Here is a 26,186-nt window from a genome sequence, read left to right as displayed (position 1 = left end):
TCTCAAATCTAGAAACTTTTACCAAAATGCACAGTCGAAATGCACAATCTACTTTACCTTCTTAGTGCAATCTGTATCATTCGTAATAACCTAAAATAAGGATACACATACATGCAGTACAATAAACCCCTTTTGACTTGGCTCGTAGCGGCCATGATGACTATTTTTCTGTCCGGTTGTTCAAGCTGGGTTTATAGAATAAATGTGCCTCAAGGCAACTTCTTAGAGCAATCTGATGTAGATAAACTCAGAATAGAAATGACAAAAGAGCAAGTCATGTTCGTATTGGGCACGCCGGTTGCTAAAGATGCTTTTGACTCCTCGAAGTGGCACTACAAATATGTATTTAACATAGACAGAGACTCTGAGGTGCGTAAAAGTTTAGTGGTTCATTTTGAGAACGACAAACTGGCTAAGTTAACTGGCGATTTTGAAATACCGGCAGAATTCAATACGCCACTTGATAACTAAGCTATTGCGCTTCTTTGTGGCAGGTAATCCTAACCTGCCTCACACCACAAACCGCTAAAATAGCCACTTGAAAGTTAAATACTAACCACAGCCAAACACATCACTACCGTAAATATTGCTTGAATAGACAAACTTAACCAGCTCAATACCCCTATGCAACGCAAGCTAAAAGGCAGTTTTGTGGTAGGGAAAAGCCGCCTTCTTTTCAGCAATCTCGCCAAAGCAAATATAAATAAAGTACAACTTGACAGCAATAACACCATCGACAATTTATTGTCTCGTGATGCATCTAAAAAAAGCGCTAATTGCAGTGGTAGAAATAGTACAGCAAATGCTTTCAAAACATACACTCTAAAAATTCTCTGATACTTTGCTTCATCACTGAGTTCAATGATGCCACGCTTTTCCAAGTACTTCTTAGAGTTTACAGACTGATTCTCTGTGGCTAATCGATAAGGTGTGCAACCTGAAGCATCTGCTAACCTAGGATCTACCCCCATATCTTCAATCAACTCTAGCATTGGGCGAGAATTTGATAGCACTGCGTAATGCATCAGGTTCCTGCCCAGGTCATCCAGTGACACACCGCAATGAAACTCTCGTAATGCTTTAGCAGCGCTCACAAAGCCTTTTTCAACGATCCACATCATCGCTGACTTACCAGCACTGTCTGCACCATGACCTCTGGCTCCCTTCTCTATTAAAGAAAGCATACTCGACTGTTTCGCGGCCCCTGACATGACCTGCTCCAGTAAGGCATTGTCGAGTATTTGTAGGCGCTCTTCCTCGTTGCACAGGAGTGTAAGCAAACCTTCGCAGTCCTGCCCTTCATTTAAATGTTTGACCGCTTCTGCTTGGGTTAATGAGGTATTTTCCAGAATATCCCGATAGCACTCTTGTATACATGACCTACTACTCTCTTCGCCATTTAGCCAGAGCTCACAGGTTTGTGCTGGTGTCAATTTAAAGCCATTCGGCAACAACCAACATAGCGTTTTAAACTGTTTATACTTGAGCAATAAATCGATAAAAGAAATTTTATTTTGAATTTTAGCCTGTGATGCAATACTCGAATACTGAGACAAACACCCCAGTAGCTTAACCGTTAACTCATCCCGAGAGATCCCAGCTTGTTCAATATGATTGAGCAACTGTAAAACGTAATTGTGCTGTTCATCATCATATTCATCAATATGCTGAAAAAAACAGGATTCGAAGGGATCCAGTGGTTTTAACCATGCAACATAAAATATAGGAGGCAAGACTTGAGATATAACTCCTTGCTCATCCTTTACCACGTCGCACTCAGGCCACGCTTCGAGTGCATCAAGAATGAATGCACCATTGTCTTCCACTAGGCCTTTTAACAAAAGTGGAAATTGAGAAGGCCAAATTAAAACTTGCTCCATGGATGCACAAACCATTTAATAAAATCACCAAAATTACTTTTACTAAGAACTAAAATTATCGCAATGCTTAGCCAGCAAGATAATACCAAGTGTAAACAAAAAAAGCTGCGAATATCTCACACTATTTACATGTATGCCTAGCCATGAGAATGAGTAACGTATCAGTCGTACATTGACACTGAATTTAGTAGACTGTAATCCATGTAATAATACAACCTAGCACTAGCCTATGGACCGTAAGTTTATATAGGCTGAATAGGTACATCGGAGCAATCTTGGAAAAATTAGAAACTTGGAAAGTAATCCTAATCATCCTCGCCGTTTTTGGCTATGTTATTGGCAATATTATGCTGCTTAAATATGCGAATAAATTTAACGTCAAAGACAAAATTGACAAACAAATCAAACCGGAACAAGGCGACGAGAAAGAGAAAGAGAAAGAGAAAGAGAAAGAGAAAGAGAAAGAAGAGCCTAAATAAGCAGTGAGTATCAAGCAATACTCACTGCACAGACTTATTAACCCACTAACCAGTGTGCCATCAGCGCAATCACAGGTAGAGTAACCAATGTTCTCAAAATAAATACTGCGAACAGTTCAAAGATGTTGACCGGAATTTTACTGCCCAATAGCAAAGCACCAACTTCTGACATGTATATCAATTGTGTCACACTGAGCGCTGCAACAATAAACCGCGTTACATCACTTTCTATATTGCTGGCAGCTAAAATCGATGGAATAAACATATCTGCAAAACCTACAACAATTGTTTCAGCAGCTTTTGCGGCTTCAGGCACCTGTAGCAACTCCAAATAAGGAATGAAAGGTTGACCTAAAAATTGAAAGATAGGTGTTTCTTCAGCAATGATAAGGGCAAATGTGCCAACAGCCATAACAACAGGAAGGACCGCAAACAGCATATCCAGCGCATTGTGAACACCCTCTTTAACAGTACCTTTTATGCCGGGAGCTTTATGCGCTTTTAGCAATGCGACATCTAAAGCATGACCAAATAGAGTTTTACCTTCAGGAACAGCTTCAGAGTCTTGGTTATGTGTACTACCATCGACATAAATGTCTTTTTTGAAACTTAATGGCGGTAGTCTAGGCACAATGATGGCCGCGACGACACCGGCCGCACAAACGGTCAAGTAAAAAGGCGCGAACAAGTGTTCTAGTTTAACTTGACCAATGACAACGAGGCAAAATGTGATCGACACAGCGGAAAAAGTGGTACCTATGATTGCAGCTTCTCTTTGCGTATAGTGCTTATCTTCATATTGTCGAGAAGTCATCAAAATACCAACGCTACCATCGCCTAACCACGAAGCCACGCAGTTCACCGCACTTCGTCCTGGCACACCAAACAAAGGCCTCATCACTTTAGTAAGTAACGTACCAACTAGCTCCAACAATCCAAAATTGAGCAACAAAGGAAGTAACAGACCCGCAAACACAAATACCGAGAATAGTACTGGCAATAGATCGTTTAAAACCAAGGCTCCCGTGCCACTTGAGTGAATAAGCTCAGGTCCAACCTGGAAGAAGGTCATCAGAATGAATGCCATACCAAAGAGTCTTGTGGTAACCCATAGCCAGCTTACATCAAACAAGTGCTTAATAAGCTCACTTTTTAGCAATATGCGTGGCTTGAAGAGTTTAATCACTAAACTAAACACCCCCGTAATACACACGATGGCTACAATCAATGCATGTATAAAAGGACCAGTATATTGCTGCAACTCTTTTGCTAACACCGCAATTGGGATTGTCATTGCATCGCCGACAGCAACAGGTGTCATAAATAAAAATACACCTATCAGTGACGGTACAATAAATGCGAACCATGTTTGCCAATTCACAGGCGGCGTTTGCGTTGTATCTGACATCATTTCTTTATCCAACAAAAAGAAAAGAGCATTCGCTCTTTTCTGAACTACTTAGCGGTTTGTATTTATATACTCAGTCCGCGATTACGCAGGGCCTCGACCAACCCTTTTTGAAGTGCTTCCATAGTCACTGAGTCGAGTACATTCCCCTCAGCATCAGACCAGGTTAACGAGGTTTGCCCATCGTCTGTTGTACCTACTTCAATAGTATAATCGCCATCTTCAATGGCAAGTGTTGTCACCTCGTCACCCCAGATAGAGTCCCAAACACTACTTTCTGGCGCTTCATACCTGACAAAAACTTCATTTTTTTCGTCGTCAAGGCGAATAACTGTAAAGCTCAGCTTTTCTAGGAAGTTAGAGAGTCGTTCCATAACAGAACTTCTATCTGCAAGGGTAATGAGTGCCGCGTTACCGTCGTTATCGAAGCCTAATTCAAGCGATAGTACACCCTGCTGTTTACGCAATTCGACTTCAAGTAAGCGGTATCTGTAATCGAACTCAGCAACAACTTCATTCAGTGCGCGTACTTCAAGTTGCTGCTGTAACATGTCGTCTAGCTCAACTTTGTCACTTTGATAATCAATCAGTTTCGCTTCTAAAGAGGCTGTACGCTGGTGCTCCTCTTGTGACAATGTAAATTCAAACTTCTGTCTTGAAACCTCTGCCGTTGTTTCCCAAAACCAACCTTCTTCAGCTTTGATTATGGAATACCAGCCAGTGGTGAGCTTACCATTGGTACGGTCATCTTCATTAATTGAAGATTGATGGTTTTCAATGACACCTTCAACCGCTTGCCAAATAAATGCATCCAGTGCGTCTATACCATCATTTTTATCAAAATATATACGCGCAACATCTTCTTTGTCCTCAGCCCAGCTGCCTTTGGCAAGTGTCAGTACCTGTTGAGGTGGTCGAAAACTCAGTGGCTCAGCGTCATTGTTATAGACGGCCACATTCATTTGGAATTCTTTATCTTGATAAGGTTGCTCGAGATCTGCTGGAACTTGCACAGCCTCGTGGACACGATAGTTTTTCTTTTGATGCGTGTCATTGGTAAAAACACTACAACCTGATAAACCGAGTATAACGCTTAACGTTAGCGCTTTAGGGACCCAATACTGCACTAATAAAACTCCTTAGCAAACCCACTATGTAATTATTCTTTCACTTAAGATTAAGGAATGCTGAAATGGTTCACTGCCATTTACACTAATTTTCTATTTAGCCTGACAAGTAAATTTCAAAAAATCTGCACTATGTTACTTGGCAAACTTGGCAAACACAAGAATCACGCGTTTGAATTGTCTATACTTCACCTCAATACAATCACAGACAACGTGTAGGACTCATTTATAAACTGTGATAGTATTCGCCGCTATAAATTTAAAACAGCCTCTATGACTCACTTTGGCGCAAGCTCACTAGGACGTCGGTATGACTACTTTTACTTCACATCAACTTGTTTTAACAGCAATAGGGGAAGATAGATCAGGCATTGTCAGTGAACTCACTCAATTAGTCAGTGAGTGTAATTGCAATATTATTGATAGCCGCATAGCGATTTTAGGAAATGAATTTACATTTATAATGCTGCTAGCTGGTGATATGGCGGCAATTAGTCGAGTCGAACATACTTTGCCAGTAAAAAGTATGGAGCTTGGTTTACTAACCATGATGAAGCGCACTTCTAGTCACACTGAAAGTGACTATAGCGCGGGATATACATTAGAATACACAGGCATTGATACTCAGGGCACACTCAGCCGAGTTACACGCTTTTTTGCCGAGCAAAACATCAGTATTTGTTCTCTTAAATCAGATACTTTTGAAGAAGATAAGCAACTACACATGCGTTGTGTGCTCGAATTTAACACGCCGTCAGAGCTGAATTTTGACCAGTTTAAAGTAAAGTTTGAAGAACTTTCTAGCATTTCAAACGTACAGTATGTTTTCAGACGCATTCGCTAAGGATCATTAATGAATACATTAAAAGCAGGTGATAATGCACCTAGTTTTACATTAGAAAATCAAAATGGCGACACAGTAGCACTCAGTCAGCTACTTGAGTCAAACCAAGTGTTAGTTTACTTCTACCCAAAAGCTTTGACGCCTGGGTGCACAGTGCAAGCGGAGCAACTTCGCGACCACAAAGAGCAACTGGCACAACTAAACACAGTTGCGGTTGGGATTAGCCCAGATCCAGTTAAAAAGCTAAAAAACTTTGAGACGAAAAAAGAACTCAACTTTGATCTACTGTCTGATGAAGATCACGCAATTGCCGACGCATTTGGCGTGTGGGGACTTAAGAAGTTTATGGGTAAAGAATACGACGGTATTCATAGACTCAGTTTTTTAGTTGGGCAAGACGGTGTTATCAAACACGTGTTTAATAAGTTCAAAACAAAAGAACACCACCAAGTGGTACTAGACCACCTAAACGCACAGCAATAACAAAAAACCCAGCACTATGCTGGGTTTTTTAATTCTTAAATCAGCTTCAACTTACGCTTGTCTAGCTTCAAGCATAATGCGTTTCATATCTCTGACTGCTTTTTCCAATCCGTCAATCGCAGCGCGTGCAATGATTGCATGACCAATATTCAGTTCGTAAATCTCAGGCATTTGTGCAATGGGTTTAACGTTATGGTAATGAAGCCCATGGCCCGCATTGACAATAATACCGTTTGCATGAGCATATTGTACGCCTTCTCTAATGCGCTCAAGTTCTGCATTTTGCTCACTATCAGACTCAGCATCCGCATAAGCTCCAGTATGAATTTCAATATACGGCGCCTTAGTCGCTTTAGCCGCGTCAATTTGTCCCTTGTCCGCGTCGATAAACAATGAAACTTTAATTCCCGCAGCAGTTAACTTTTCTACCGCTTCGGTAATTTTTTGTTGATTTGTAATAACGTCTAAACCGCCTTCAGTAGTCAGCTCTTCACGCTTTTCTGGCACCAAGCAGACGTATTCAGGCTTAACTTCACACGCAATGTTGAGCATTTCTTCTGTTACCGCAATTTCTAGATTCATACGTGTTTGAATGGTCTTGGCCATAACATACACATCACGATCTTGAATATGGCGACGGTCTTCTCTCAAATGAATTGTGATTCCATCGGCACCAGCGTGTTCTGCGACAGCAGCAGCGTGAGCAGGATCTGGGTAACTCGTACCACGTGCTTGTCTTAAGGTTGCAATATGGTCAACATTTATGCCCAATAAAATATCTTTCATTACTCTACCTTGGTTGAAAAAGTTCTCTGCTTTTTAGTGGTTTATTTCCAAGCAGTGGTTTTAATAAATAGCGGCTTAGTGCCTTTGCTTGCCTGCGAGATACTACGGAACCGTAGTCCCCATGAGCAATTGCAAGCAGTGTTTTTCCTGAAAAGCTGCGATGTATGTCCTCACTAGGACAAAAGCCAACTTCCCTCACAAACTGGTAATAACTTCCTTCATCAATGGGTGTGCCAAATGCATCGTAATCAAATTCAACACCGACACCCAATTCGTACAACAATTTAAACTCATATGTACGAAGGATCTCTTCAATTTGTTCGCTGTTGTTTGGCTTTTTAGGTTGTTGGCTATTCACTTTAATGGCAAGGCCATTGTCCCCATCACTGTACAACAGCTTGAGATGGTCTTGATACAAACAAAATACATGATCAAGTGGTTCATTAATAGGAATTATTCGATGGGACAATTCGTTAAGATAAAAAGCACAATACAAGTGCGTACCTTTAAACATCAAAGGGGGGGATTGAATTTCGAAATCGTTTAAATACTTTAAATCATATTTACCCGCATAGCGGACCAGCAGACAAGTAAACGGTTGCAAAGCAGCATTCTGTTTAACTGCTCGCTTGCCTTTGAACCTTGCGAGCATGGAGAGTTGACCAACGCCTTCAACGAGCATATTTAGCATCACTTGCGAATCTCTATATGGTCGCCGATGAAGCAAATATGCTTGTCGAAAGTCACTATCCAATCAGTCTTCTCCGTAGCCTAAGCTTCTTAGAGCACGCTCGTCATCCGCCCAGCCAGACTTAACTTTTACCCAAAGCTCCAAGAACACTTTGTTGTCCAACATGTCCTCTAAGTCACGTCGCGCTTCGCGGCCAATAACTTTTAGCTTTTCGCCTTTATTGCCGATCACCATGCGTTTTTGTGACTCGCGCTCTACTAAGATCAATGCATTAATTTGCCACACACCATTGTCTTGCCATTTGAATTGTTCAATTTCAACGGTGACAGAGTATGGCAATTCATCACCCATAAAGCGCATCAGCTTCTCGCGGACAATTTCCGCAGCCAAAAAGCGCATAGAGCGATCTGTTACATAGTCTTCAGGGAAATAAAATTCACACTCAGGTAAGCGGTTTTTTACTTCCTCTTTGACCATATCAATATTTTTACCAATTTTCGCAGAAACTGGTACGATACCAACAAAGTCATGCTGCTCGGCAAGCCATTGCATATGATGCAATATCTCTTCTTTCTCTTTAACTTGATCGCTTTTATTCATTACGACCAAAACTGGACGACCGCTCTCTTTGACTTTATTTAGAACCATTTCATCGTCTTGGTTCCACAATGTTCCTTCAACGACAAAAATAATCAGTTCAACATCACCAATCGAACTGCTTGCCGCACGGTTCATTAAGCGGTTGATAGCACGTTTTTCTTCAATATGAAGACCTGGCGTATCAACGTATACAGCTTGGTAGTTGTCCTCTGTATGTATCCCCATAATTCTATGGCGAGTCGTTTGAGGCTTACGGGATGTAATACTGACTTTTTGCTCCACAATTTTGTTGAGCAAAGTCGATTTACCTACGTTTGGGCGGCCGACAATCGCAATCATGCCGCAGTGGGTGTTAGGATTCATCTTTTAATATCTTCAGTGCTTGCTCTGCGGCTTTTTGCTCTGCCTTTCGACGTGAGCTACCGACAGAAATAATACTATCCATACCCTTTACAGTACACTCAACCGTGAATGTCTGATTGTGTGCCTGCCCTTTTGTATCAATAACTTGATATGCAGGTAATGGTAATTTTCGCGCTTGCAGATATTCTTGCAACAGCGTTTTTGGGTCTTTTTGATTGTGTCCTGGAGAAATGGCCTCTAAACGGCTTTTATACCATTTAAGCACAAGCGTCTTACAGGTCTCGATGTCTGAATCTAGAAACACCGCGCCAATAATCGCTTCTACCGCATCAGCCAGCGTTGACTCTCTGCGATAACCACCACTTTTAAGTTCACCAGGGCCTAACCTCAGATAGTCCCCTAAACCAAATTCAACACCAAATTCAGCCAATGTTTGACCGCGTACTAAAGTCGAACGCATGCGGCTTAGATCACCTTCACGCGCTTTTGGAAACTTGTGGTACAACGCATCTGCGATAACAAAGCTTAAAATAGAATCGCCTAGAAATTCTAGGCGTTCATTATGCTGACCTTTGTGGCTACGATGAGTCATTGCCTGTTCAAGCAGTGCTTGATCAGCAAAGTCGTAGCCTATTTTTTTATATAATTCTGTGACGTTCTTTTTCATTGTTACTGAATATTACCTAGGCGTTCGAATCGAACCCCTGTTGGAACCCAGCCTGGCAATAAGCTATTTGGACCATTTTCGAAATCAAAACTCATCCAGATAAATACAGCTTTTCCAACTAAGTTTTCTTTAGGAACAAAACCCCATACGCGGCTGTCCTGACTATTATTACGATTATCGCCAAGAGCGAAATAGCTACCTTCTGGAACGACCCATTCATCGCGTCGCGTACCTGGTTGTTGGTAATAGCGCTCTGACAATTCCAGTGCTTTCGGGTTAATTAAAATATCGTGCTCAACATCAGGTAAAGATTCTGTCAAACGTACTAGTGGCATTGAACCTTGCTTAAATTCATCACGATTAACAATTTCTACATCAATCTTGTTGAACTCTCCACACGCCAACCCATCTCGGCTTTGCTCACCCTCTTCACATTTTGGGTTAATGAAAAGCTGACGATTGCGATACACAATACGATCACCAGGCAAACCGACAATACGCTTGATAAAGTCAATACGTTCGTCTAACGGAAACTTGAATACGGCTATGTCTCCTCGCTTTGGATCATCCACATCAACTAGCTGTGAACGCCAAACCGGATCTTTAATGCCGTACGCATACTTTTGCACCAAAATAAAGTCACCATCCAACAATGTTGGCATCATAGAGCCCGACGGTATTTGAAACGGCTCGAAGATAAATGACCGAAACACAGTAATTGCCGCGATCATTGGAAAGATAGACTTTGCACTATCAGTTATGGCAGGTACCGGCGCAATCTGGTCAATAACTTCTTGGTCCAGCGGTTGCTCCGATGCTCCTTGTGCAAGCGCTATACGCTCCTTACGCTTTGGTGCATAAACTAAGTGATCTATTAACCAGATCAGGCCCGATCCCAAAGTCAACAGCACGAGAAAGACCGAAAAATAACCTGCCATAAATAATAATTCCTGTTACTTACCTACTTTTAATATTGCAAGGAACGCATCCTGAGGTACTTCTACGTTACCCAGTTGCTTCATACGTTTCTTACCTTCTTTTTGCTTTTGTAATAGCTTTTTCTTACGACTCACATCGCCACCATAACATTTTGCAATTACGTTTTTACGTAACTGTTTCACTGTTGTACGGGCAATTACGTGGTTGCCAATTGCAGCCTGAATCGCAATATCAAACATCTGCCTTGGGATTAACTCTCTCAAGGCATCAGCCAACTGACGGCCTCGGCTCTGTGCATTATCACGGTGAACAATGATCGCAAGTGCGTCCACTCTATCACCATTAATCAAAATATCACAGCGAACCATGTCAGATACTTGGAAGCGTTTAAAGTTGTAATCAAGTGATGCGAAGCCGCGGCTAGTCGATTTAAGTTTATCGAAGAAGTCCATCACCACTTCAGCCATAGGTAATTCATAGGTTACGGCAACCTGATTACCGTGATAACTCATCTTAGTTTGAACACCACGCTTCTCGATACATAGCGTAATTACATTACCTAAGTACTCTTGTGGAACCAAGATGTTAGCTTCTACAATTGGTTCTCTGATTTCTAAGATATCATTGACCGGCGGTAAATCTGACGGGTTATCAATTTGAATTACGCCATCTTTAGTTTCAACTTCGTACACTACCGTTGGCGCTGTCGTGATAAGGTCCATGTCATATTCACGCTCTAAACGCTCTTGGATAATTTCCATGTGTAGCATGCCTAAAAAGCCACAGCGGAAACCAAAACCTAGTGCAGTCGAGTTTTCAGGCTCGAAGAACAAAGATGCATCGTTCAAGCTCAATTTATTCAGTGCATCACGGAAGTTTTCATAATCATCTGAAGAGATTGGGAACATACCTGCATAAACTTGCGGCTTCACTTTCTGGAAGCCCGGCAGTGTTTCTTCTGCTGGCGTTTTTGCAAGGGTTATCGTATCACCAACTGGTGCACCATGGATGTCTTTAATACCTGCGATGATAAAGCCAACTTCACCGCTCGTTAGTGCACCGGTCTCGGTTTGCTTTGGCGTGAAAATACCAATTTTATCTACGATATGAACTTGATCCGTAGACATAATTTTGATTTTTTCACCTTTACGTAGTTCGCCATGCTTAATACGTACAAGTGATACAACCCCTTGGTAAGGGTCAAACCATGAGTCGATGATCAGCGCTTGTAATGGCTTATTCACATCACCTTCAGGTGGTGGGATCTCCTTTACAATCTCTTCAAGAACAGCATCAATACCAATACCGGTCTTCGCGCTACATTGAACAGCTTCTAGCGCATCAATACCTACAATTTCTTCGATCTCTTCTGCAACGCGCAGTGGGTCGGCTTGTGGTAAGTCAATCTTATTCAGAATTGGAACGACTTCTAAGTCCATTTCAATTGCAGTGTAACAGTTAGCAAGCGTCTGTGCCTCTACACCTTGACCTGCATCGACGACCAATAATGCACCTTCACATGCAGCCAATGAACGTGACACTTCATACGTAAAGTCTACGTGTCCTGGTGTGTCGATAAAGTTTAACTGATAGGTTTCGCCATCTTGTGCGGTATAGTTCAAGGTAACACTTTGCGCTTTAATGGTAATACCGCGCTCACGCTCGAGTTCCATTGAATCCAGTACTTGCTGCTGCATTTCGCGGTCTGACAAGCCACCGCATACCTGGATTAAGCGGTCCGAAAGTGTCGATTTTCCATGATCTATATGGGCTATAATTGAAAAGTTACGGATATGCTTCATATACTGGATTCTAAACTTCTGTTATTCACAAATAGAGATTAAACGACGATTTTACAATTTATTTGACTCAATCACCATCTATTTGCGTGACTGGAAGGCTAATTGGATAAATTTTTATCACTTTTACCTCGTGTTTTAGGCTTTGCCCCTTCATTTTTGCTATCACGAACCCAACGGCAGCAAACACTATGGCAAAGCCTATTTGGCCGATTTCAGGTAAGGAAAAAATAAGTAGCGCGCTAAACATGCCTAAAAACGCCATTAACAAGGGCAGCAAATAGACCCACAAGGCATGCTGTACAACTTTACTGTCATCCAATGCGAGTTTCACTTTTTGCCCGACGTTGAGCTTGTATGAATTAGGTAAGGGGAACGCTTTTTTGTGGGTACCAAAAAGCTTACTAAACACTTGAGAGCCACATTTACCATTGCAGCCCTCACATGCAGGTTTTTGTTCTGAAATCAGCCAAGCTGTGTTTCCTTTTAGCTCAGACACTGTGAGTGTTTGTTCTATCATAAGGAACGCTTTACAGATTCTGCAATATTTTTAGCCGTTTCTACAGGTATTTTACCGACCACAGAGACATCAAACGCCCCTGCGTTGTGCACATACACAGTTGTCGCGCCAGAAGTGAGTGCCCCACTCGCTCGCTGTCCAGTCAATGGTCGTTGAACAAATACCGATACCTCAACCAACCCATCCGAATAGAGAAAATAATCCGCTAGCTCATTATTCAAATCTAACTTGTGCCTGTCAGCTTTAAGAAGCTTAAAGCCATTCGGTAGCCACCCTATTTGCCAATTATTTTGTTGCTTAACAGGACCATCATCCGATAGTGCTGCGATTGGAGTAGGTAGCGTTTTCTCTTTTAATTCCAGTAGCTGGCTAGCTGGTCGCTCTGTAACCGAGATATGAGTCAGCTGTAATTGCTCTAGTACCTCAGAATCTTGATTAACATACGCGGCTTTCAATAACAGCGCGGACTGCAAGTCCACCCACAGCCAGTAGTTAAACTTACTTTCATCTTTTGCCACCAGCCTAACCAATTGAGCTGGTCTGCCGGCAATACGCTCTTTACCTCCAAGGACAAACTCATAACTCGAGTCTAATGTACTAATATCGCGTAGCAATACCTCAGGGATTGGCCCAGCAATCACATCTGTACTCAAAGAGTATGGCTCGGTTTGTGGTTCAAAATAAGTCACCACATCGTCTACTCTGACAACTTCTAAGCCTGCGCCATTTAATAAAGTCAGAATTTCTAAATCGGTTTGCTCTACCTGCCCATGCAACCATCGATATGGTTCCATACCTTTGCCTTTAACAACGACAAAAGATGCGTCAAAATTTCTCTCTTGCACCGCTGAAGACATATCTTTAAGGAGTTGCCGTGCATTGATAGTTTCGTTGGCGAATATCTGAGTGCTTAGCACTACACTCAGTACAACCGCAAGCCATTTAATCAAGGTTTAATTTTCCTCTTGTTTGTCCTTTTCTGTCTGTTTTGTATTCTTAGACAGAGCATGTGCCATTCTAGATTGGCGCTGATGTTCTAGTACCAAGGCACCGATGCGTTGCTTTTGCAGTTCTCTAACGCCACGTTCAGCTGATTGCATCGCCGGTTCTGACGATAAGCTCACTGGCGCAACTGTGCCTGTTAAAGGCATTGATTGTAACATAGGCGCTTGTGCATCAATGTTATTTTGAGGTGTAAAGTTGTTAACCCCAATGACAGTGCATAATGCGACACTCGCCGCTATGGCGACTTGAGATAAAGGCCGGCGCCAAAAAGACATCTGCACCACATTACTATTTTTGCTTTGCAGCTCTTGTGCTGCCTCTTCTTCAGTCATGTTGTAAACAGGTTCATCTGCAATTGCAGCAGCGACACTCGCTGTAATATCGATACACGGTGTCGATTGCTCTTTTTGTCTCATAACATCGCCAATCAGCGCGTAGCGAGCAAATTTATCTGCATCTAATTGAGCTTGGTTCCCCATTTTGAGTTCACGCTCTGCGTCTAAAATTTCAGACGTCATTTGCTCATTGTTTACATCAAACTTTGACTGCGTCATTTAATCTTTACCTATGAGTGGGTTAATATTTTTATCAATGGCCTCACGTGCCCTAAAAATCCGCGACCTGACGGTTCCGACAGGACACTCCATTACCACAGCGATTTCTTCATAACTCATCCCTTCAATTTCCCTTAAGGTAATCGCTGTCTTCAAGTCATCTGGCAACTCATCTATGGTTTTAAAGATGACCGCTTTAATTTCATCGCTCAATAACAGACTTTCTGGCGAAGCATTAGACCGTAATTGATCAGCTCCATCGTAAACCTCTGCTTCTTCAGCATCGATATCACTCGCAGGCGCTTTTCGCCCCTGAGATACTAAATAATTTTTAGAGCAGTTTACCGCAATCCTGTATAACCAAGTATAAAATGCACTGTCTCCGCGAAAGTTTGGCAATGCCCTATACGCTTTGATAAATGCCTCTTGGGCCACATCGGCCACATCACCTGAATTAGATACATATCGAGAGATCAACGCCGCCACCTTATTTTGATATTTGGCAACCAATAAGTTAAAGGCGTTTTTATCTCCTTGCTGAACTTTTCTAACTAATTCTAAATCCAAATCCTGCTCGTTCATTCGAGCCGGTACTCCTCTTTGTTATTACTTATATTTGCGCAGTGTTGCCATCATTTTACAGCTAGTCTGACTGTACCATGAATAAAAAGTTCTGTTTTTTTGATATTTTTTTTAAAATACTCCGTATTACTTCGTCGTAGACGATACACAACTAATATTTTTATCTCGTACCAGCGAACACTATTGATATATGATAGACGCTATCTTTGTAGTTGTAATAAAACTTTAAAAGCTAAGAACCACTAACATGAAGAAAAAAATGCAGCATCAGACAGATGTAATTATTGTCGGTAGCGGCGCAGCCGGACTAAGCCTCGCTCTTTCTTTGGCAAATCACTGCCAAGTTACTGTAATCAGTAAAGGGGATTTAAAGGAAGGTTCAACACTTTACGCCCAAGGCGGAATCGCTGCTGTGTTTGACAAAAAGAACGACAGTATAGAATCTCATGTTGAAGATACATTAAAAGCCGGTGGTGGTTTGTGTGATAGAGAAGCCGTTCATTACACTGCATCTAACGCCAAAAAATGCCTCAAGTGGTTAATTGAACAAGGTGTGCCATTTGATATGGAGTTTGATAGCAAAGGCAAAGAGCGCTATCACCTCACTCGGGAAGGTGGTCATAGCCATAGACGAATTTTACACGCAGCCGACGCGACAGGAAAAGCGGTGCAAACCACCTTGGTTGAGCGCGTACTCGAACACACTAATATTACTGTACTTGAGCAATACAATGCGATTGACCTCATCACCGACATAACCGCCGATGACAAAAGAGTCAATGGACTTTATGTATACAACCGCAAACATAACTGTGTAGAGTCTATTGCCGGGAAATATGTCGCCCTTGCCACAGGTGGCGCAAGTAAAGTTTACTTGTATACATCAAACCCAGATGTTTCTAGTGGAGATGGCATAGCCATGGCATGGCGTGCAGGCTGTAAAGTCGCCAATATGGAATTTAATCAATTCCACCCAACCAGCTTATACCACCCTGAATTACAGAATTTTTTGATTACCGAGGCGATGCGAGGTGAAGGGGCACACTTAAAACGACCTGATGGCACGCGTTTTATGCCCGACTTTGATGAGCGAGAAGAGCTTGCTCCACGAGATGTCGTAGCTCGGGCGATTGACTACGAGATGAAACGATTGGGTGCCAATTGTGTATATTTGGATATCTCACATAAGAACAAAGATTTCATTATTGAGCACTTTCCAACCATTTATGCAAAATGCCTCAGTGTCGGGCTAGATATCACCAAAGAGCCTATCCCTGTGGTGCCCGCGGCACACTACACATGTGGTGGTGTCATGACCGACTTTAATGGTAAAACGGATATATCAAACCTCTATGCGATTGGTGAAGTCGCTTACACGGGTCTGCACGGCGCAAACCGAATGGCGAGCAATTCACTACTTGAGTGTATTGTATTCGCCCATGCAGCGGCCCAAGACATTCTCTCAAATATTGATACTCAACCTGACATACCTACTTTGTCTCCTTGGGATGAGAGCAAAGTCAGTGACTCTGACGAAGAGGTGGTCATCACACACAATTGGCATGAACTTAGATTGTTTATGTGGGACTATGTTGGTATTGTGCGCTCTACAAAACGATTAGAACGAGCACTTAGGCGAGTTGAATTGTTAAAACAAGAAATACACGAGTATTACGCAAACTTCAGAGTCAGTAACAACTTATTAGAGCTTAGAAACCTTGTGCAAGTCGCTGAACTTATCATTCGCAGCGCATTGGCAAGAACGGAAAGTCGAGGTCTTCACTATACCCTAGACTACCCAGAGCAACACAATCAGCCCAAGCCAACAATTTTAACCCCCTAACTTACTTGGCTTGCAAGGCAATGCGGCTCAGGTGTGACCAAGCATCCGAGCCCATTGCGCTAACCGTAAAAGCAAATTTAACCTTCTCGCCAGACTCAGTATACACTTCTACAATTAATAACGACGCAAATACTTTACCGTAACTTATCGTGCCTTCTGTATGCTTAGCTTCACTGGTTAGTTTAAACCAGGCATCCTTTTCAATCAGTGTAATATCGCCCTCTTGGGGCATTATTTTAGTGCAGGTAAATAAGGCATGACGGTAACTAACATAACACAACGTCAAATGTAGCCACCACAGTTCTGGAATTAAGACGAGCAATAAAAAAGCAAAAATCACAAAAAAGACCACAAGTGCTTTGCGGTCTATATTATTTTTTTTAAAAGCAATGCTATACGCGAACTCGGTCAAGAATAAATTGCACCATTTTGCTTAACTCCGGGTGCGGGCACTTCTCGTGTCCCATAAACCACGCAAATAAGTCCGGATCCTCAACTTCTAACAAACGCTGAAAAGTGAGTTTATCTGCATCGCTAAGCTGATCATAAGCTTCATCAACGAATGGCTCAAGCAATACATCTAGCTCTAACATGCCTCGACGACAGGCCCACTTTATGCGGGGTTTAGGATACAATTGTTCCATATTGCTTAAATACCTCTTATCTAGAACATATAAATCTCGCCACGCAGTATAACCGCAATTGGTCGTTCAGGAAAATTAGATCGCCACTCATTTGCGCTAACTCAACAAGCGCAGTTAAAAAGCAACTGTACACTGCATAGTCATTGTTAAGAATTATTGTCATTTGATCTTGCTTTTGCCTACCTCAAGACCCATTTATCAGGTAACATAATCTAAAATATTTACGCAGGATCAGCTTGATGGCCACAGTATACCAACTCCCTCTTCGCTTGCTCTCAGTATCCGGACAAGACAAACTCAGCTACCTTCACGGACAAGTAACACAAGATATGAACTTAGTTCAAGATAACAACTTTCTTTGGACTGGTCACTGTAGCCCGAAAGGCAAGTTATGGGCTGCGCTGCGCGTATTGCGTTTAGACGATGCATTTTGTTTATTGGGCTCACAGCCAGAGGTTGAAGCTGCATGCCGTGAGTTAAGTAAATACGGCGTCTTTGCAAAAGTAGACATTAACTTGTCCGAACACCAATGTTTTGGCGTACTAGCCGATTCATTCGATGAGGTTTGCCACACCTTCAATTTGCAGTTTGATACAGACAATAATGCCTGTTCGTTTAATGGCGGTAAAGCCTTAAAAATCGATGACAGTAGCCTAATTTTAATTATTGAAAACACGACATCTCTCCCTGCTCAATTTACCGTTGAAGGTGATTCAACCGCGTTTGAGATCCGCGACATTCTCGCCGGAGAACCTCAGCTCGGTGAGCATGGCATAGATGAATTTGTGCCACAAATGATTAACCTGCAAGCGCTAAACGGCATTAGCTTTAAAAAGGGCTGCTATACTGGTCAAGAGACTGTTGCCCGCATGCGTTATTTAGGCAAGAACAAACGCGCGATGTTCATTGTTCAAGGCCAATCAGAGTCAAGCCTCGACGTGCAAGATCTTGAAATGCAACTTGGTGAAGACAATTGGCGCCGGGCTGGCAAGGTTATTCGCCAAGCATATGATGCAGCATCAAAAACATACTATGCATTGGCCGTTTTGCCTAACGATCTAGAAAATTCAGCTGTACTGAGACCGAAAGATATCCTTTCAGTATCGCTAAACATCAAGGCTTTGCCTTACTCTATAGAAGATAATTAACGGAAATACTATGAAAGTAGCTCAAAATGCAGTGGTAAAAATGCATTACGCGGTTTTGGATGATGACCAAAATACCATTGACAATACATTTGATGAAGATCCACTAGAATTTATCATTGGCACTGGTTATTTAATCGAAGGCTTAGAAAATGCACTTATCGACAAACAAGCTGGTGACAAAATCAGCGTGACTGTAAAGCCTGAAGAAGGCTACGGTGAGCGCAATGACAGCCTAACTCAAGCGGTACCAAAGAGTATGTTTGAAGGTATTGATGTAGAAGTCGGTATGCAATTTCGTGCGACTACAGATGAAGGTGAACAAGCCGTTATTGTGATAGGCGTCGAAGGTGATGAAGTCATTGTCGATGGTAACCACCCGTTGTCTGGGCTTACATTGCATTTTGATGTCGAGATTTTGGAAGTACGTGAAGCGACAGCTGATGAGCTGGAGCATGGTCACGTACATGGCGCAGGCGGCTGCGGCCACGACCATTAAAAAAAGCGCCTATTCGGCGCTTTCTTCTTGTGCATCTTCTTTAACTTTTTCTTTTAAAGCTTCGAGCAAGCCAGCTTGATCTGATGTACCTAAACGATATTTAGTGCCATCTACCATATTGACTTCTACCGCTTTGAATCCAGATACACTGTAAACCCAACCATCATGGGAAATTCGGATCCCAATACCATGCCTAAAGGAGTTGGTGACTGCACGCACGGATTCAATGTCTTCAAAACGAATTGTTTTTTTCGCCACTTTTGGCCCAAACCACCAGCTTAATTGTTGTGCAGTTGTATCAACTTTAATCGTCAAGCCATAGAAGGCAATTGCAACCAGAACTAAAATAATTCCAAAGGCAATAACCCCTACATTTTCACCAAGCAGTACAAACCCCATCACAACAAAAGTACTTAGCCAAGCCAAGATCCCAAAAATTGCCCATGCGAGCTGCGTTTTTTGATACATATTGCCTCAATCAAAACCATAAACAAAGGTCACACCAAACTCGGTATCTACTTTGCTTTTATTTTCTTCCGGATCGGAATTATACCGATAAGTATACGAAACCTTAAGTGACAAGCCTTCAATTACTTGGCTAATTAACGCTGTTTCTGAGAAACTCCTTGCACCAAGTCCAGACACAGACCTTTCATAACTAAAATCTTGATTAAACCGAGTCCGTTTTGAAATATTACGCTCCCACTGCAATGAAGCACGCAATAAATATCCCCGCTCTACTCTCGCTTGGTGAGGAAGCAATTCTGATTCATTATCAACCCGGTATATTAAGACACCTGGACCAAAATGAAAGTCGACCGTATTCTTACGCCCTTCAAATATGCGATTGCCATACCCCACAACAAAGGTCGATGTATACTCTCGGCCATTAAACTCATCAACTTCGTAGTCACCGTAAAGAAAAAATGACTCGTTATCTATGCCAAACTTATAACTAGTTTGAGCGGACACAAAGTAACGTGATGCCGTTTCATCTTCGACACCTGTTTCAATATCAGTTTCATCAGCGTAGTGACCATCAATTTTAAATTGGTTACGCCAATGCTTAAAATCCTGATAGAGGTTGCCTTTTAATTTAAATGAGGAGTTTTTCGTATTACCACTGTTCGCAATAAACCCAAACTCTACATCACCATATAAAAATTCACCTTTGTGCAACTCGTGGATTTCTTCTTCAGATAACTCACCATATTCGTGGAAGTCTTCAAAAGGATCAACAGCATACGCCTGAGCACAGCATAATGCAGATATAAATAGGAGTAACTTCTCTCTTTTCACTCGACAACATACTCTTTTTTATTGCTTCCAAACTACATGGCAAAATGGCGCATCTAAGTCTCGACTGATCAATACCTTTGCAAACACTTCATCACCATCTTCAAATTCAATGCCGATAGTGACCTGTACAAAATGATCACGTTCAGCTTCTTGCTCAAATGCCACCACAGCTTGCCAGCTGTCATCAACATCCGCTTCTTCAATAAAGCCAAACTCTTCTCTGTGTTCATTAAATACATCAATATCTTCTTGAGATAAATTTTCTGGCGCCAACTCAAGAAAAATATCATATGCCTGATGTGTTACTTCTTCAATACTGCTTAGTCTTGCTGACATGTCCTCACCCCTCATTTATAACCAACCCCATGATACCAAATCCGTAATTTCGTTTTCTACAAGGATAGGGTGTAATGAATAAATTTAACGCTAAATTGCATTAACTAAATTAGCATGATAACTCTAATAAAACGTACTAATGTCGACTTTAGCTATTAAACCTATACTTAATAAGCTTAAATGGATAATTTAACGTTAATACTCTAATATTTACTTAAAAGAAAAATAACAATACATAGGAGCCGCCATGGTTCAGTACAAAGTCATCGATAACATCGCATGGGTAACATTAAACCGCCCTGAAAAACAAAATGCACTCAACTATGAGATGTTTCGACAGCTCGATCGCTCAATCAAACAGATCAAATCGAACCGCCAAATCAGAGCAGCAGTTATTCAAGGAGCAGGATCACACTTTTGCTCTGGACTAGATGTACAAAGTGTTACCAAACAGCCAAGCCAAGTTTTCAAGCTGTTATTCAAATTGCTCCCAGGAAACCAAAACCTAGTGCAAAGAGTTGTATTAGGGTGGCGTACTCTGCCCGTACCTGTATATGCCATATTGCAAGGAAATTGCCTAGGGGGTGGTTTACACATTGCGCTGGGCGCAGACTTTAGAGTTGCCCACCCAGATACACAGGTCGCCATCATGGAATCTCGTTGGGGGCTTTGCCCCGATATGGGCACTAGCCTTATTTTGCCCTCCTACGTCAAACAGGACAACGCTTTAGCTATGGCACTTAGTGCCGAGCGAATCTCGGCAATACAAGCCTTAGAATTTGGTCTCATTAGTAAAATTGATGAAAACCCACTGACATATGTAAAACAACACATCGATTCTTTAAGCAGCCATTCGCCCGACGCATTAGCCGCAATCAAGCAACTCTATAACCATGCTTACCATCCAGCTAACCGCCAGCTACTATGGCGAGAAACTTGGTATCAAATTAAACTTTTATGCTCAAAAAACACTCGTATCGCTATGAAAAATGGTGTAAAAAAGAACGTACAGCAACCTTACATTGAGCGTGCAAAATGGAAATAACACCCTATTCGTCCCCATACCCCATGAGTTGATAATTTGTGGAAAAGCTCAATTACATCATCGGCATGTTTTATGTACTTGTATGTCTATATAGTGCCAAAATGCTCGTTTTATTGACCGGGCTAAATATTCCAGCTCCTTTGGTAGGCTTAATCTTACTGTTTCTGCTACTGAAAGGTCGTATCCTCGCGCCACATAAATTAGCTCTGACATGCCAATCGCTGATTGCGTATATGGCACTGTTTTTTATTCCAGTAGGAGTTGGCTTTATTGAACACCTGCAACTAGTTGCAAAGCATAAACTTTTAATCATATCGTTACTTTTTTTGCTTCCGTGCCTTGTCCTATTCAGTGTTGGTAAACTGGCCACAAAAGGGAAATACCGTGATTAGCACAGTTGTTTGTATTCTTACAATTGGCTTATTCTTAATAGCGCGAAAAGTTTATAAACGCTGGCCGAGTCCTTTGCTCAATCCGGTATTGATTTGTATCGCAATCATCACTTTAATATTACTGCTAACTGGGTATAAATACCCGCTCTATTTCCAAGCCAGTATGCCCATAGATTGGTTTTTGGAGCCAGCTGTCGTGGCCCTCGCCTACCCCCTGTATCAGCAATACACTCATATAAAGTCGGTATTTAAATTATTGATTTTTTGTACTTTCATTGGCGTGTCCGTGTCTACCGTTTTTGCCTACGCCCTATGTTTGTTCACGCAAGCTGACAGTGTGTTGACCAGCACAATGATGGCGCTGTCGGTCACATCTCCTATCACGTTGCTCATAACGGAGTCGCTGGGGGGAATACCGAGTATTGCTGCTGCTATGGTTATTTTAATCGGTGTGTTTGGTGGCGTTTTTGGTCTTCAGTTACTCACCCTACTCAATATTACGCAGCCCCAAGCAAAAGGCATTGCACTGGGTGTCAGTTGTCATGCGATTGGCACTGCTGCTGCAATGGAATACCACCCGCTAGCTGGTGCTTTTGCATCTGTAGCTATGATATTAAGCGCCATAATAAGCGCTTTTTGGGTTCCGGTACTTTTTACTATACTCAATAACTTATACGCCTAATGGGCACTGAACATTACGCTCAAAGGAGCTCAACTTGATAGAGCAAGAAATAGAACAATTTGAAAAGTACTACGACATGATACGTACTTATTTACTTACCTACAGTATGCAGCTGCTGGCTGCTTTGCTGATCCTGATTGTCGGCTTATGGCTTGCTAAAAAACTTGCCTCAGCAACCCATGCAGTGATGATACGACACAACATTGATATTACTTTGACTAACTTCGTAGCAAATGTTGTTAAGGTCTTAGTTGTCACCATGTTTATTATCATTGCTTTAGGCAAGGTTGGGATCAGTGTGACCCCGTTTGTCGCAGCAATTGGCGCCGCATCACTTGGGGCCGGCTTGGCAGTACAAGGTATGTTATCAAACTATGGCGCAGGTCTTGCGCTGATTGCAACACGCCCGTTTGTTGTTGGTGACACCATTGCCGTAAAAGGAGTTAGTGGACAAGTTAAGTCTATAGAGCTCGGACATACTATTTTAATCAATGAACAAAAAGTCGAGATCACAGTGCCCAATAAACACATTATTGGCGAGGTTTTACACAACTCTTTTAACTATTCTCACATTGAGGGCCAGGTCGGCATAGCTTACGACGCGCCGGTCAATCAAGCTATATCTGTTATCCAGAAAATACTGGTTGACGATGATAATGTCGCTGATAGCCCTGCCCCGCAAGTTGGCATAGAAGCATTTTCGGATAGCGCGATCACTATCAGCTATCGATATTGGACACCCACCACATCTTTGATTGAAAATAAGCTCAATGTCAATCAGGCAATTTACCAAGGCTTTAAAGACGCGAATATTGAAATTCCGTTCCCTCAGCGAGTTGTCACTATTAAATCAAACACACCAAAGTCGGAATAAACCTTTGTACTGCAGGAGGTATCAACCAACTGCAGTGCCCCTCTACATTCTAACACTCATAGAAAAAAGCCATTGATTAACCCTTTACATAGTTCTATGCTGGAAACGTTTTGTTCACAAAACATACAACATGTAAGGAGAAAAACAATGAGAAATAGTAATATTGGTTACTTGCTCGGCAGTGGCGTGCTTTTGCTATCTAGCATGCAAACGCTGGCAGCAAATTGTACCGGCTTGGCTACTTGGCAAGCCTCCGAAGTTTATCGCGCGGGCGATCAAGTACAGCACTTAAGCAGTGCTTTTGAAGCAAGATGGTATAGTCAAAATGAAGATCCACAGCAGAACTTTGGCGATTATAAGGTGTGGAAAAACTTAGGCGCATGTGGTGGCAACCAAAACCCAGAAGTCACATTATTGACGCCTGCCCAAGGAAGTATTTTCACCCAAAATGACAACGTTGTCTTATCGGCCGAAGCGACAGATGCTGATGGGGCAATAGGCCAAGTTGAATTTTTCATCAATGATGTATCTGTCGGTTTTGACAATCAAGCACCTTATCAGGTCACGTGGTCTGCACAGCTCGGTCCGCATGTCGTTTCCGCTGTAGCAACAGATGATCAAGGCGCAATCAGCCAAGTTAGCTCAGCAACAATCGAGGTAACCGATGGCACAATCAATACACCACCAGCGATAGAGCTAACATCTCCGGGCAATAACAATCAGTTTTCGCTGGGTGATACAGTCAACGTCATAGCAACAGCAACAGATCAAGATGGTTCTATTGCCAGGGCATCAATATCCATCAACAATGTAGAGGTCGCGACATTTGCAAATGGAAATATCTCTTATGACTGGATAAGCGATACAACTGGCCAAGTACAAATAAAGGTTTCTGCCGTTGATGATAAAAATGCCAGCAGTAATACGAGCGTAAATATTAACATTGCATCGCCAAATCAAGGCGGATGTGTGGGCCTCAAAGCATATCAAGCAGGCCAGACATATCAAACTGGTGAACTAGTTTCTCACAACAATCGCAAGTACCGCTGTGATGTTGGAGGATGGTGTAGCTCAAATGCACAATGGGCATATGAGCCAGGTGCAGGCCAACATTGGCAAGATGCATGGAGCGATCTTGGTATTTGTGCAATTGCACCTGAAATTCGCTTTATTTCTCCAGAACCAAACAGCACGCTTCTTCAGGGGCAACACAGTGAAGTCAGCATTGTAGCGACAGATCCAGATGGCACGGTAGCACAGCTGGATCTTTATGCAGATCAAACATTGCTTGGCAGTTTTACCAGTGGAACAGGCACTGTAAATTGGCAGCCCGTTACGCTTGGTGCAGTGACACTGTCAGCGAGTGCGACAGACAATGAAGGAAATGTTAGCACCGAACAAATTCAAGTGAACATTACGGATAAGCCCGTGGTTGTTGACTTAACTTCGCCGACAGCAGGTACGCAATACACACTCGGTGACTCGGTGAATATTAAAGCACAAGCGCAAGCACTCACAGGTACAATTAGCAGTGTGGAATTTTATGCCAACGGCACACTACTAGGTCATGACACAACGTCGCCATACAATTGGGTATACACACCTGCGGTACTTGGCAATCAGACACTCACCGCTATTGCAAAAGACAGTGCCGGAAATCAAGCCAACAGTGCTGGTACCACGATTAATGTCATCGATAAACCGATTGGTAAAACACACAAATTGATTGGTTATTGGCATAACTTTGTCAATCCAGCTGGCTGTCCTATCCCACTTGCGCAGATGTCACCTGCATGGGACATTATCGATATTGCTTTTGCAGAAAATGACCGTAATTCCGATGGCACAGTTCACTTCAAACCATTTGAGAAAGACATTCGCTCCAACTGTCCACCGATTGACCCAGTGCAATTCAAAGCAGATATGAAAGCACTACAAGCACAAGGCAAAGTGTTCGTATTAAGCCTTGGCGGCGCAGAAGGTACTATTACGCTTAATACCGATGCTGACGAGGCGAAGTTTGTATCTAGCCTAACCAATATCATACAAGAGTGGGGATTTGATGGGCTGGACATTGATTTAGAAAGTGGCTCTAACCTTGTGCACGGTTCACAAATACAAGCTCGTCTGCCTCGTGCACTTAAACAAATCGAACAAAATATCGGTGGCAACATGGTGCTAACTATGGCGCCAGAGCACCCTTATGTTCATGGTGGTATGGTTGCATATACTGGCATTTGGGGTGCCTATATTCCTTTAATTGATGCACTTAGAGATACATTAGACTTACTGCACGTGCAACTATACAACAATGGTGGTTTACCTAATCCATACGAACCAGGTAGCGCACCAGAGGGCTCTGTTAATATGATGGTCGCTCACGCCAAAATGCTCATAGAAGGGTTTGACCTAGCCGATGGCACACGCTTTGCGCCACTGAGAGATGACCAAGTTGCTATCGGGTTGCCATCTGGCCCCAAATCAGCTAACTCAGGACAAGCACCAACGGCAAACATCACCGCTGCGTTGGACTGCCTAACCAAAGGCCTTAGCTGTGGCACTATCAAACCCGCATTTAACTATCCAAAGTTTGGCGGTGTGATGACTTGGTCAATCAATTGGGATAAATATGATGGATATAACTTCTCAAAACCAATTGGCGACAAGTTAACTCAAATGAACCAAGGGAATTAATCAGGT

At 42.4% G+C, this 26,186-nt stretch carries 30 protein-coding genes; 12 read left to right on the top strand and 18 right to left on the bottom strand.

The features are described 5' to 3' along the window. Positions 1 to 111 precede the first annotated feature (111 nt). Positions 112 to 471, top strand: coding sequence for an outer membrane protein assembly factor BamE (locus N483_RS24065; protein ID WP_023398677.1), 360 nt, complete (start codon positions 112 to 114; stop codon positions 469 to 471). Between the two features lie 74 nt (positions 472 to 545). Here the strand turns inward: N483_RS24065 and N483_RS24060 are convergent, their stop codons facing one another. After that, positions 546 to 1,880 carry an ankyrin repeat domain-containing protein gene (locus tag N483_RS24060; protein ID WP_023398676.1) on the bottom strand — a complete coding sequence of 445 codons (1,335 nt, stop codon included), beginning with the start codon at positions 1,878 to 1,880 and terminating at the stop codon, positions 546 to 548. 275 nt (positions 1,881 to 2,155) lie between these two features. On the opposite strand from N483_RS24060, the gene N483_RS24055 reads away from it, so the two are divergent. Beyond that, complete coding sequence (locus N483_RS24055) at positions 2,156 to 2,359, top strand: DUF2897 family protein (protein WP_023398675.1); 204 nt, start codon at positions 2,156 to 2,158, stop codon at positions 2,357 to 2,359. Between the two features lie 37 nt (positions 2,360 to 2,396). On the opposite strand, the gene N483_RS24050 is transcribed toward N483_RS24055, so the two are convergent. Together N483_RS24050 and bamC are read right to left on the bottom strand one after the other, a co-directional pair. Next, entirely contained in the window at positions 2,397 to 3,767 is a 1,371-nt protein-coding gene (locus N483_RS24050) for a YjiH family protein (protein ID WP_036975728.1), read from the bottom strand. 65 nt (positions 3,768 to 3,832) lie between these two features. Further along, positions 3,833 to 4,894: an outer membrane protein assembly factor BamC gene (gene bamC / locus N483_RS24045; RefSeq protein ID WP_023398673.1), complete on the bottom strand. Its 1,062-nt coding sequence runs from the start codon at positions 4,892 to 4,894 to the stop codon at positions 3,833 to 3,835. A gap of 310 nt (positions 4,895 to 5,204) precedes the next feature. Here bamC and N483_RS24040 point away from each other — a divergent pair, with 310 nt between their 5' ends. Beyond that, positions 5,205 to 5,738, top strand: a complete 534-nt coding sequence (locus tag N483_RS24040) for a glycine cleavage system protein R (RefSeq protein WP_023398672.1) — start codon at positions 5,205 to 5,207, stop codon at positions 5,736 to 5,738. 9 nt (positions 5,739 to 5,747) lie between these two features. Beyond that, positions 5,748 to 6,221, top strand: a complete 474-nt coding sequence (bcp, locus tag N483_RS24035) for a thioredoxin-dependent thiol peroxidase (protein ID WP_023398671.1) — start codon at positions 5,748 to 5,750, stop codon at positions 6,219 to 6,221. Positions 6,222 to 6,272: 51 nt separating this feature from the next. On the opposite strand, the gene pdxJ is transcribed toward bcp, so the two are convergent. The 10 genes from pdxJ to rpoE all read right to left on the bottom strand — a co-directional run bounded on the left by pdxJ (position 6,273) and on the right by rpoE (position 14,727). Then, on the bottom strand, positions 6,273 to 7,007 hold the full coding sequence (pdxJ, locus tag N483_RS24030) for a pyridoxine 5'-phosphate synthase (RefSeq protein ID WP_023398670.1): 735 nt from the start codon (positions 7,005 to 7,007) through the stop codon (positions 6,273 to 6,275). Positions 7,008 to 7,011: 4 nt separating this feature from the next. Further along, positions 7,012 to 7,761, bottom strand: a complete 750-nt coding sequence (recO, locus tag N483_RS24025) for a DNA repair protein RecO (protein WP_036975685.1) — start codon at positions 7,759 to 7,761, stop codon at positions 7,012 to 7,014. Continuing rightward, entirely contained in the window at positions 7,762 to 8,661 is a 900-nt protein-coding gene (gene era, locus N483_RS24020; protein ID WP_036975683.1) for a GTPase Era, read from the bottom strand. Next, complete coding sequence (gene rnc, locus N483_RS24015; protein ID WP_023398667.1) at positions 8,651 to 9,328, bottom strand: ribonuclease III; 678 nt, start codon at positions 9,326 to 9,328, stop codon at positions 8,651 to 8,653. Before rnc ends, era begins: the two co-directional genes overlap by 11 nt. 2 nt (positions 9,329 to 9,330) lie before the next feature. After that, the gene (gene lepB, locus N483_RS24010; protein ID WP_023398666.1) at positions 9,331 to 10,266 is read right to left on the bottom strand and encodes a signal peptidase I; all 936 of its coding nucleotides are present in this window, start codon (positions 10,264 to 10,266) and stop codon (positions 9,331 to 9,333) included. 15 nt (positions 10,267 to 10,281) lie between these two features. Then, positions 10,282 to 12,069 carry a translation elongation factor 4 gene (gene lepA / locus N483_RS24005; protein ID WP_023398665.1) on the bottom strand — a complete coding sequence of 596 codons (1,788 nt, stop codon included), beginning with the start codon at positions 12,067 to 12,069 and terminating at the stop codon, positions 10,282 to 10,284. A 67-nt stretch (positions 12,070 to 12,136) separates the two neighbouring features. Further along, positions 12,137 to 12,586 (bottom strand): SoxR reducing system RseC family protein, encoded by a 450-nt coding sequence (locus N483_RS24000; protein WP_023398664.1) that lies wholly within the window; start codon positions 12,584 to 12,586, stop codon positions 12,137 to 12,139. Next, positions 12,583 to 13,533, bottom strand: coding sequence for a MucB/RseB C-terminal domain-containing protein (locus N483_RS23995; protein ID WP_036975725.1), 951 nt, complete (start codon positions 13,531 to 13,533; stop codon positions 12,583 to 12,585). Before N483_RS23995 ends, N483_RS24000 begins: the two co-directional genes overlap by 4 nt. 6 nt (positions 13,534 to 13,539) lie before the next feature. Further along, entirely contained in the window at positions 13,540 to 14,145 is a 606-nt protein-coding gene (locus N483_RS23990) for a sigma-E factor negative regulatory protein (protein ID WP_023398662.1), read from the bottom strand. Continuing rightward, positions 14,146 to 14,727, bottom strand: coding sequence for an RNA polymerase sigma factor RpoE (gene rpoE, locus N483_RS23985; protein ID WP_023398661.1), 582 nt, complete (start codon positions 14,725 to 14,727; stop codon positions 14,146 to 14,148). Between the two features lie 247 nt (positions 14,728 to 14,974). On the opposite strand from rpoE, the gene nadB reads away from it, so the two are divergent. Then, positions 14,975 to 16,570 (top strand): L-aspartate oxidase, encoded by a 1,596-nt coding sequence (nadB, locus tag N483_RS23980; RefSeq protein ID WP_023398660.1) that lies wholly within the window; start codon positions 14,975 to 14,977, stop codon positions 16,568 to 16,570. 1 nt (position 16,571) lies between these two features. On the opposite strand, the gene N483_RS23975 is transcribed toward nadB, so the two are convergent. Both N483_RS23975 and N483_RS23970 read right to left on the bottom strand, forming a co-directional pair. Next, positions 16,572 to 16,910: a hypothetical protein gene (locus N483_RS23975; protein WP_155250741.1), complete on the bottom strand. Its 339-nt coding sequence runs from the start codon at positions 16,908 to 16,910 to the stop codon at positions 16,572 to 16,574. Positions 16,911 to 16,962: 52 nt separating this feature from the next. Continuing rightward, the gene (locus N483_RS23970; RefSeq protein ID WP_023398658.1) at positions 16,963 to 17,214 is read right to left on the bottom strand and encodes a succinate dehydrogenase assembly factor 2; all 252 of its coding nucleotides are present in this window, start codon (positions 17,212 to 17,214) and stop codon (positions 16,963 to 16,965) included. Positions 17,215 to 17,453: 239 nt separating this feature from the next. On the opposite strand from N483_RS23970, the gene N483_RS23965 reads away from it, so the two are divergent. Beyond that, the gene (locus N483_RS23965) at positions 17,454 to 18,362 is read left to right on the top strand and encodes a YgfZ/GcvT domain-containing protein (protein ID WP_023398657.1); all 909 of its coding nucleotides are present in this window, start codon (positions 17,454 to 17,456) and stop codon (positions 18,360 to 18,362) included. Between the two features lie 10 nt (positions 18,363 to 18,372). Beyond that, a complete protein-coding gene (locus N483_RS23960) occupies positions 18,373 to 18,858 on the top strand; it encodes an FKBP-type peptidyl-prolyl cis-trans isomerase (protein WP_023398656.1) in 486 nt (161 codons plus the stop codon). A 9-nt stretch (positions 18,859 to 18,867) separates the two neighbouring features. Here N483_RS23960 and N483_RS23955 read toward each other — a convergent pair whose 3' ends face one another. The 3 genes from N483_RS23955 to N483_RS23945 are packed head-to-tail and all read right to left on the bottom strand — an operon-like array spanning position 18,868 to position 20,493. Beyond that, on the bottom strand, positions 18,868 to 19,326 hold the full coding sequence (locus tag N483_RS23955; RefSeq protein ID WP_023398655.1) for a hypothetical protein: 459 nt from the start codon (positions 19,324 to 19,326) through the stop codon (positions 18,868 to 18,870). Positions 19,327 to 19,332: 6 nt separating this feature from the next. Continuing rightward, positions 19,333 to 20,157 carry a DUF481 domain-containing protein gene (locus tag N483_RS23950; protein WP_023398654.1) on the bottom strand — a complete coding sequence of 275 codons (825 nt, stop codon included), beginning with the start codon at positions 20,155 to 20,157 and terminating at the stop codon, positions 19,333 to 19,335. A gap of 18 nt (positions 20,158 to 20,175) precedes the next feature. Beyond that, positions 20,176 to 20,493 (bottom strand): DUF440 family protein, encoded by a 318-nt coding sequence (locus N483_RS23945; protein ID WP_023398653.1) that lies wholly within the window; start codon positions 20,491 to 20,493, stop codon positions 20,176 to 20,178. 247 nt (positions 20,494 to 20,740) lie between these two features. Here N483_RS23945 and N483_RS23940 point away from each other — a divergent pair, with 247 nt between their 5' ends. The 5 genes from N483_RS23940 (at position 20,741) to N483_RS23920 (ending at position 26,180) form a co-directional block, all read left to right on the top strand. Further along, entirely contained in the window at positions 20,741 to 21,538 is a 798-nt protein-coding gene (locus N483_RS23940; RefSeq protein ID WP_023398652.1) for a crotonase/enoyl-CoA hydratase family protein, read from the top strand. 38 nt (positions 21,539 to 21,576) lie between these two features. Beyond that, positions 21,577 to 21,930: a CidA/LrgA family protein gene (locus N483_RS23935; protein WP_023398651.1), complete on the top strand. Its 354-nt coding sequence runs from the start codon at positions 21,577 to 21,579 to the stop codon at positions 21,928 to 21,930. Next, positions 21,923 to 22,612 carry an LrgB family protein gene (locus tag N483_RS23930; RefSeq protein WP_023398650.1) on the top strand — a complete coding sequence of 230 codons (690 nt, stop codon included), beginning with the start codon at positions 21,923 to 21,925 and terminating at the stop codon, positions 22,610 to 22,612. Before N483_RS23935 ends, N483_RS23930 begins: the two co-directional genes overlap by 8 nt. Positions 22,613 to 22,646: 34 nt before the next feature. Continuing rightward, complete coding sequence (locus tag N483_RS23925) at positions 22,647 to 23,486, top strand: mechanosensitive ion channel family protein (protein WP_023398649.1); 840 nt, start codon at positions 22,647 to 22,649, stop codon at positions 23,484 to 23,486. A 147-nt stretch (positions 23,487 to 23,633) separates the two neighbouring features. Then, on the top strand, positions 23,634 to 26,180 hold the full coding sequence (locus N483_RS23920; protein WP_023398648.1) for an Ig-like domain-containing protein: 2,547 nt from the start codon (positions 23,634 to 23,636) through the stop codon (positions 26,178 to 26,180). The last annotated feature ends 6 nt before the right edge of the window (positions 26,181 to 26,186 follow it).

Origin of the sequence: Pseudoalteromonas luteoviolacea NCIMB 1944 (genome assembly GCF_001625565.1) — a bacterium.
GTDB classification, from domain to species: domain Bacteria; phylum Pseudomonadota; class Gammaproteobacteria; order Enterobacterales; family Alteromonadaceae; genus Pseudoalteromonas; species Pseudoalteromonas luteoviolacea_F.
Note: the sequence above shows the minus strand (reverse complement) of the source record. Positions and strands in the feature narration are given on the sequence as shown.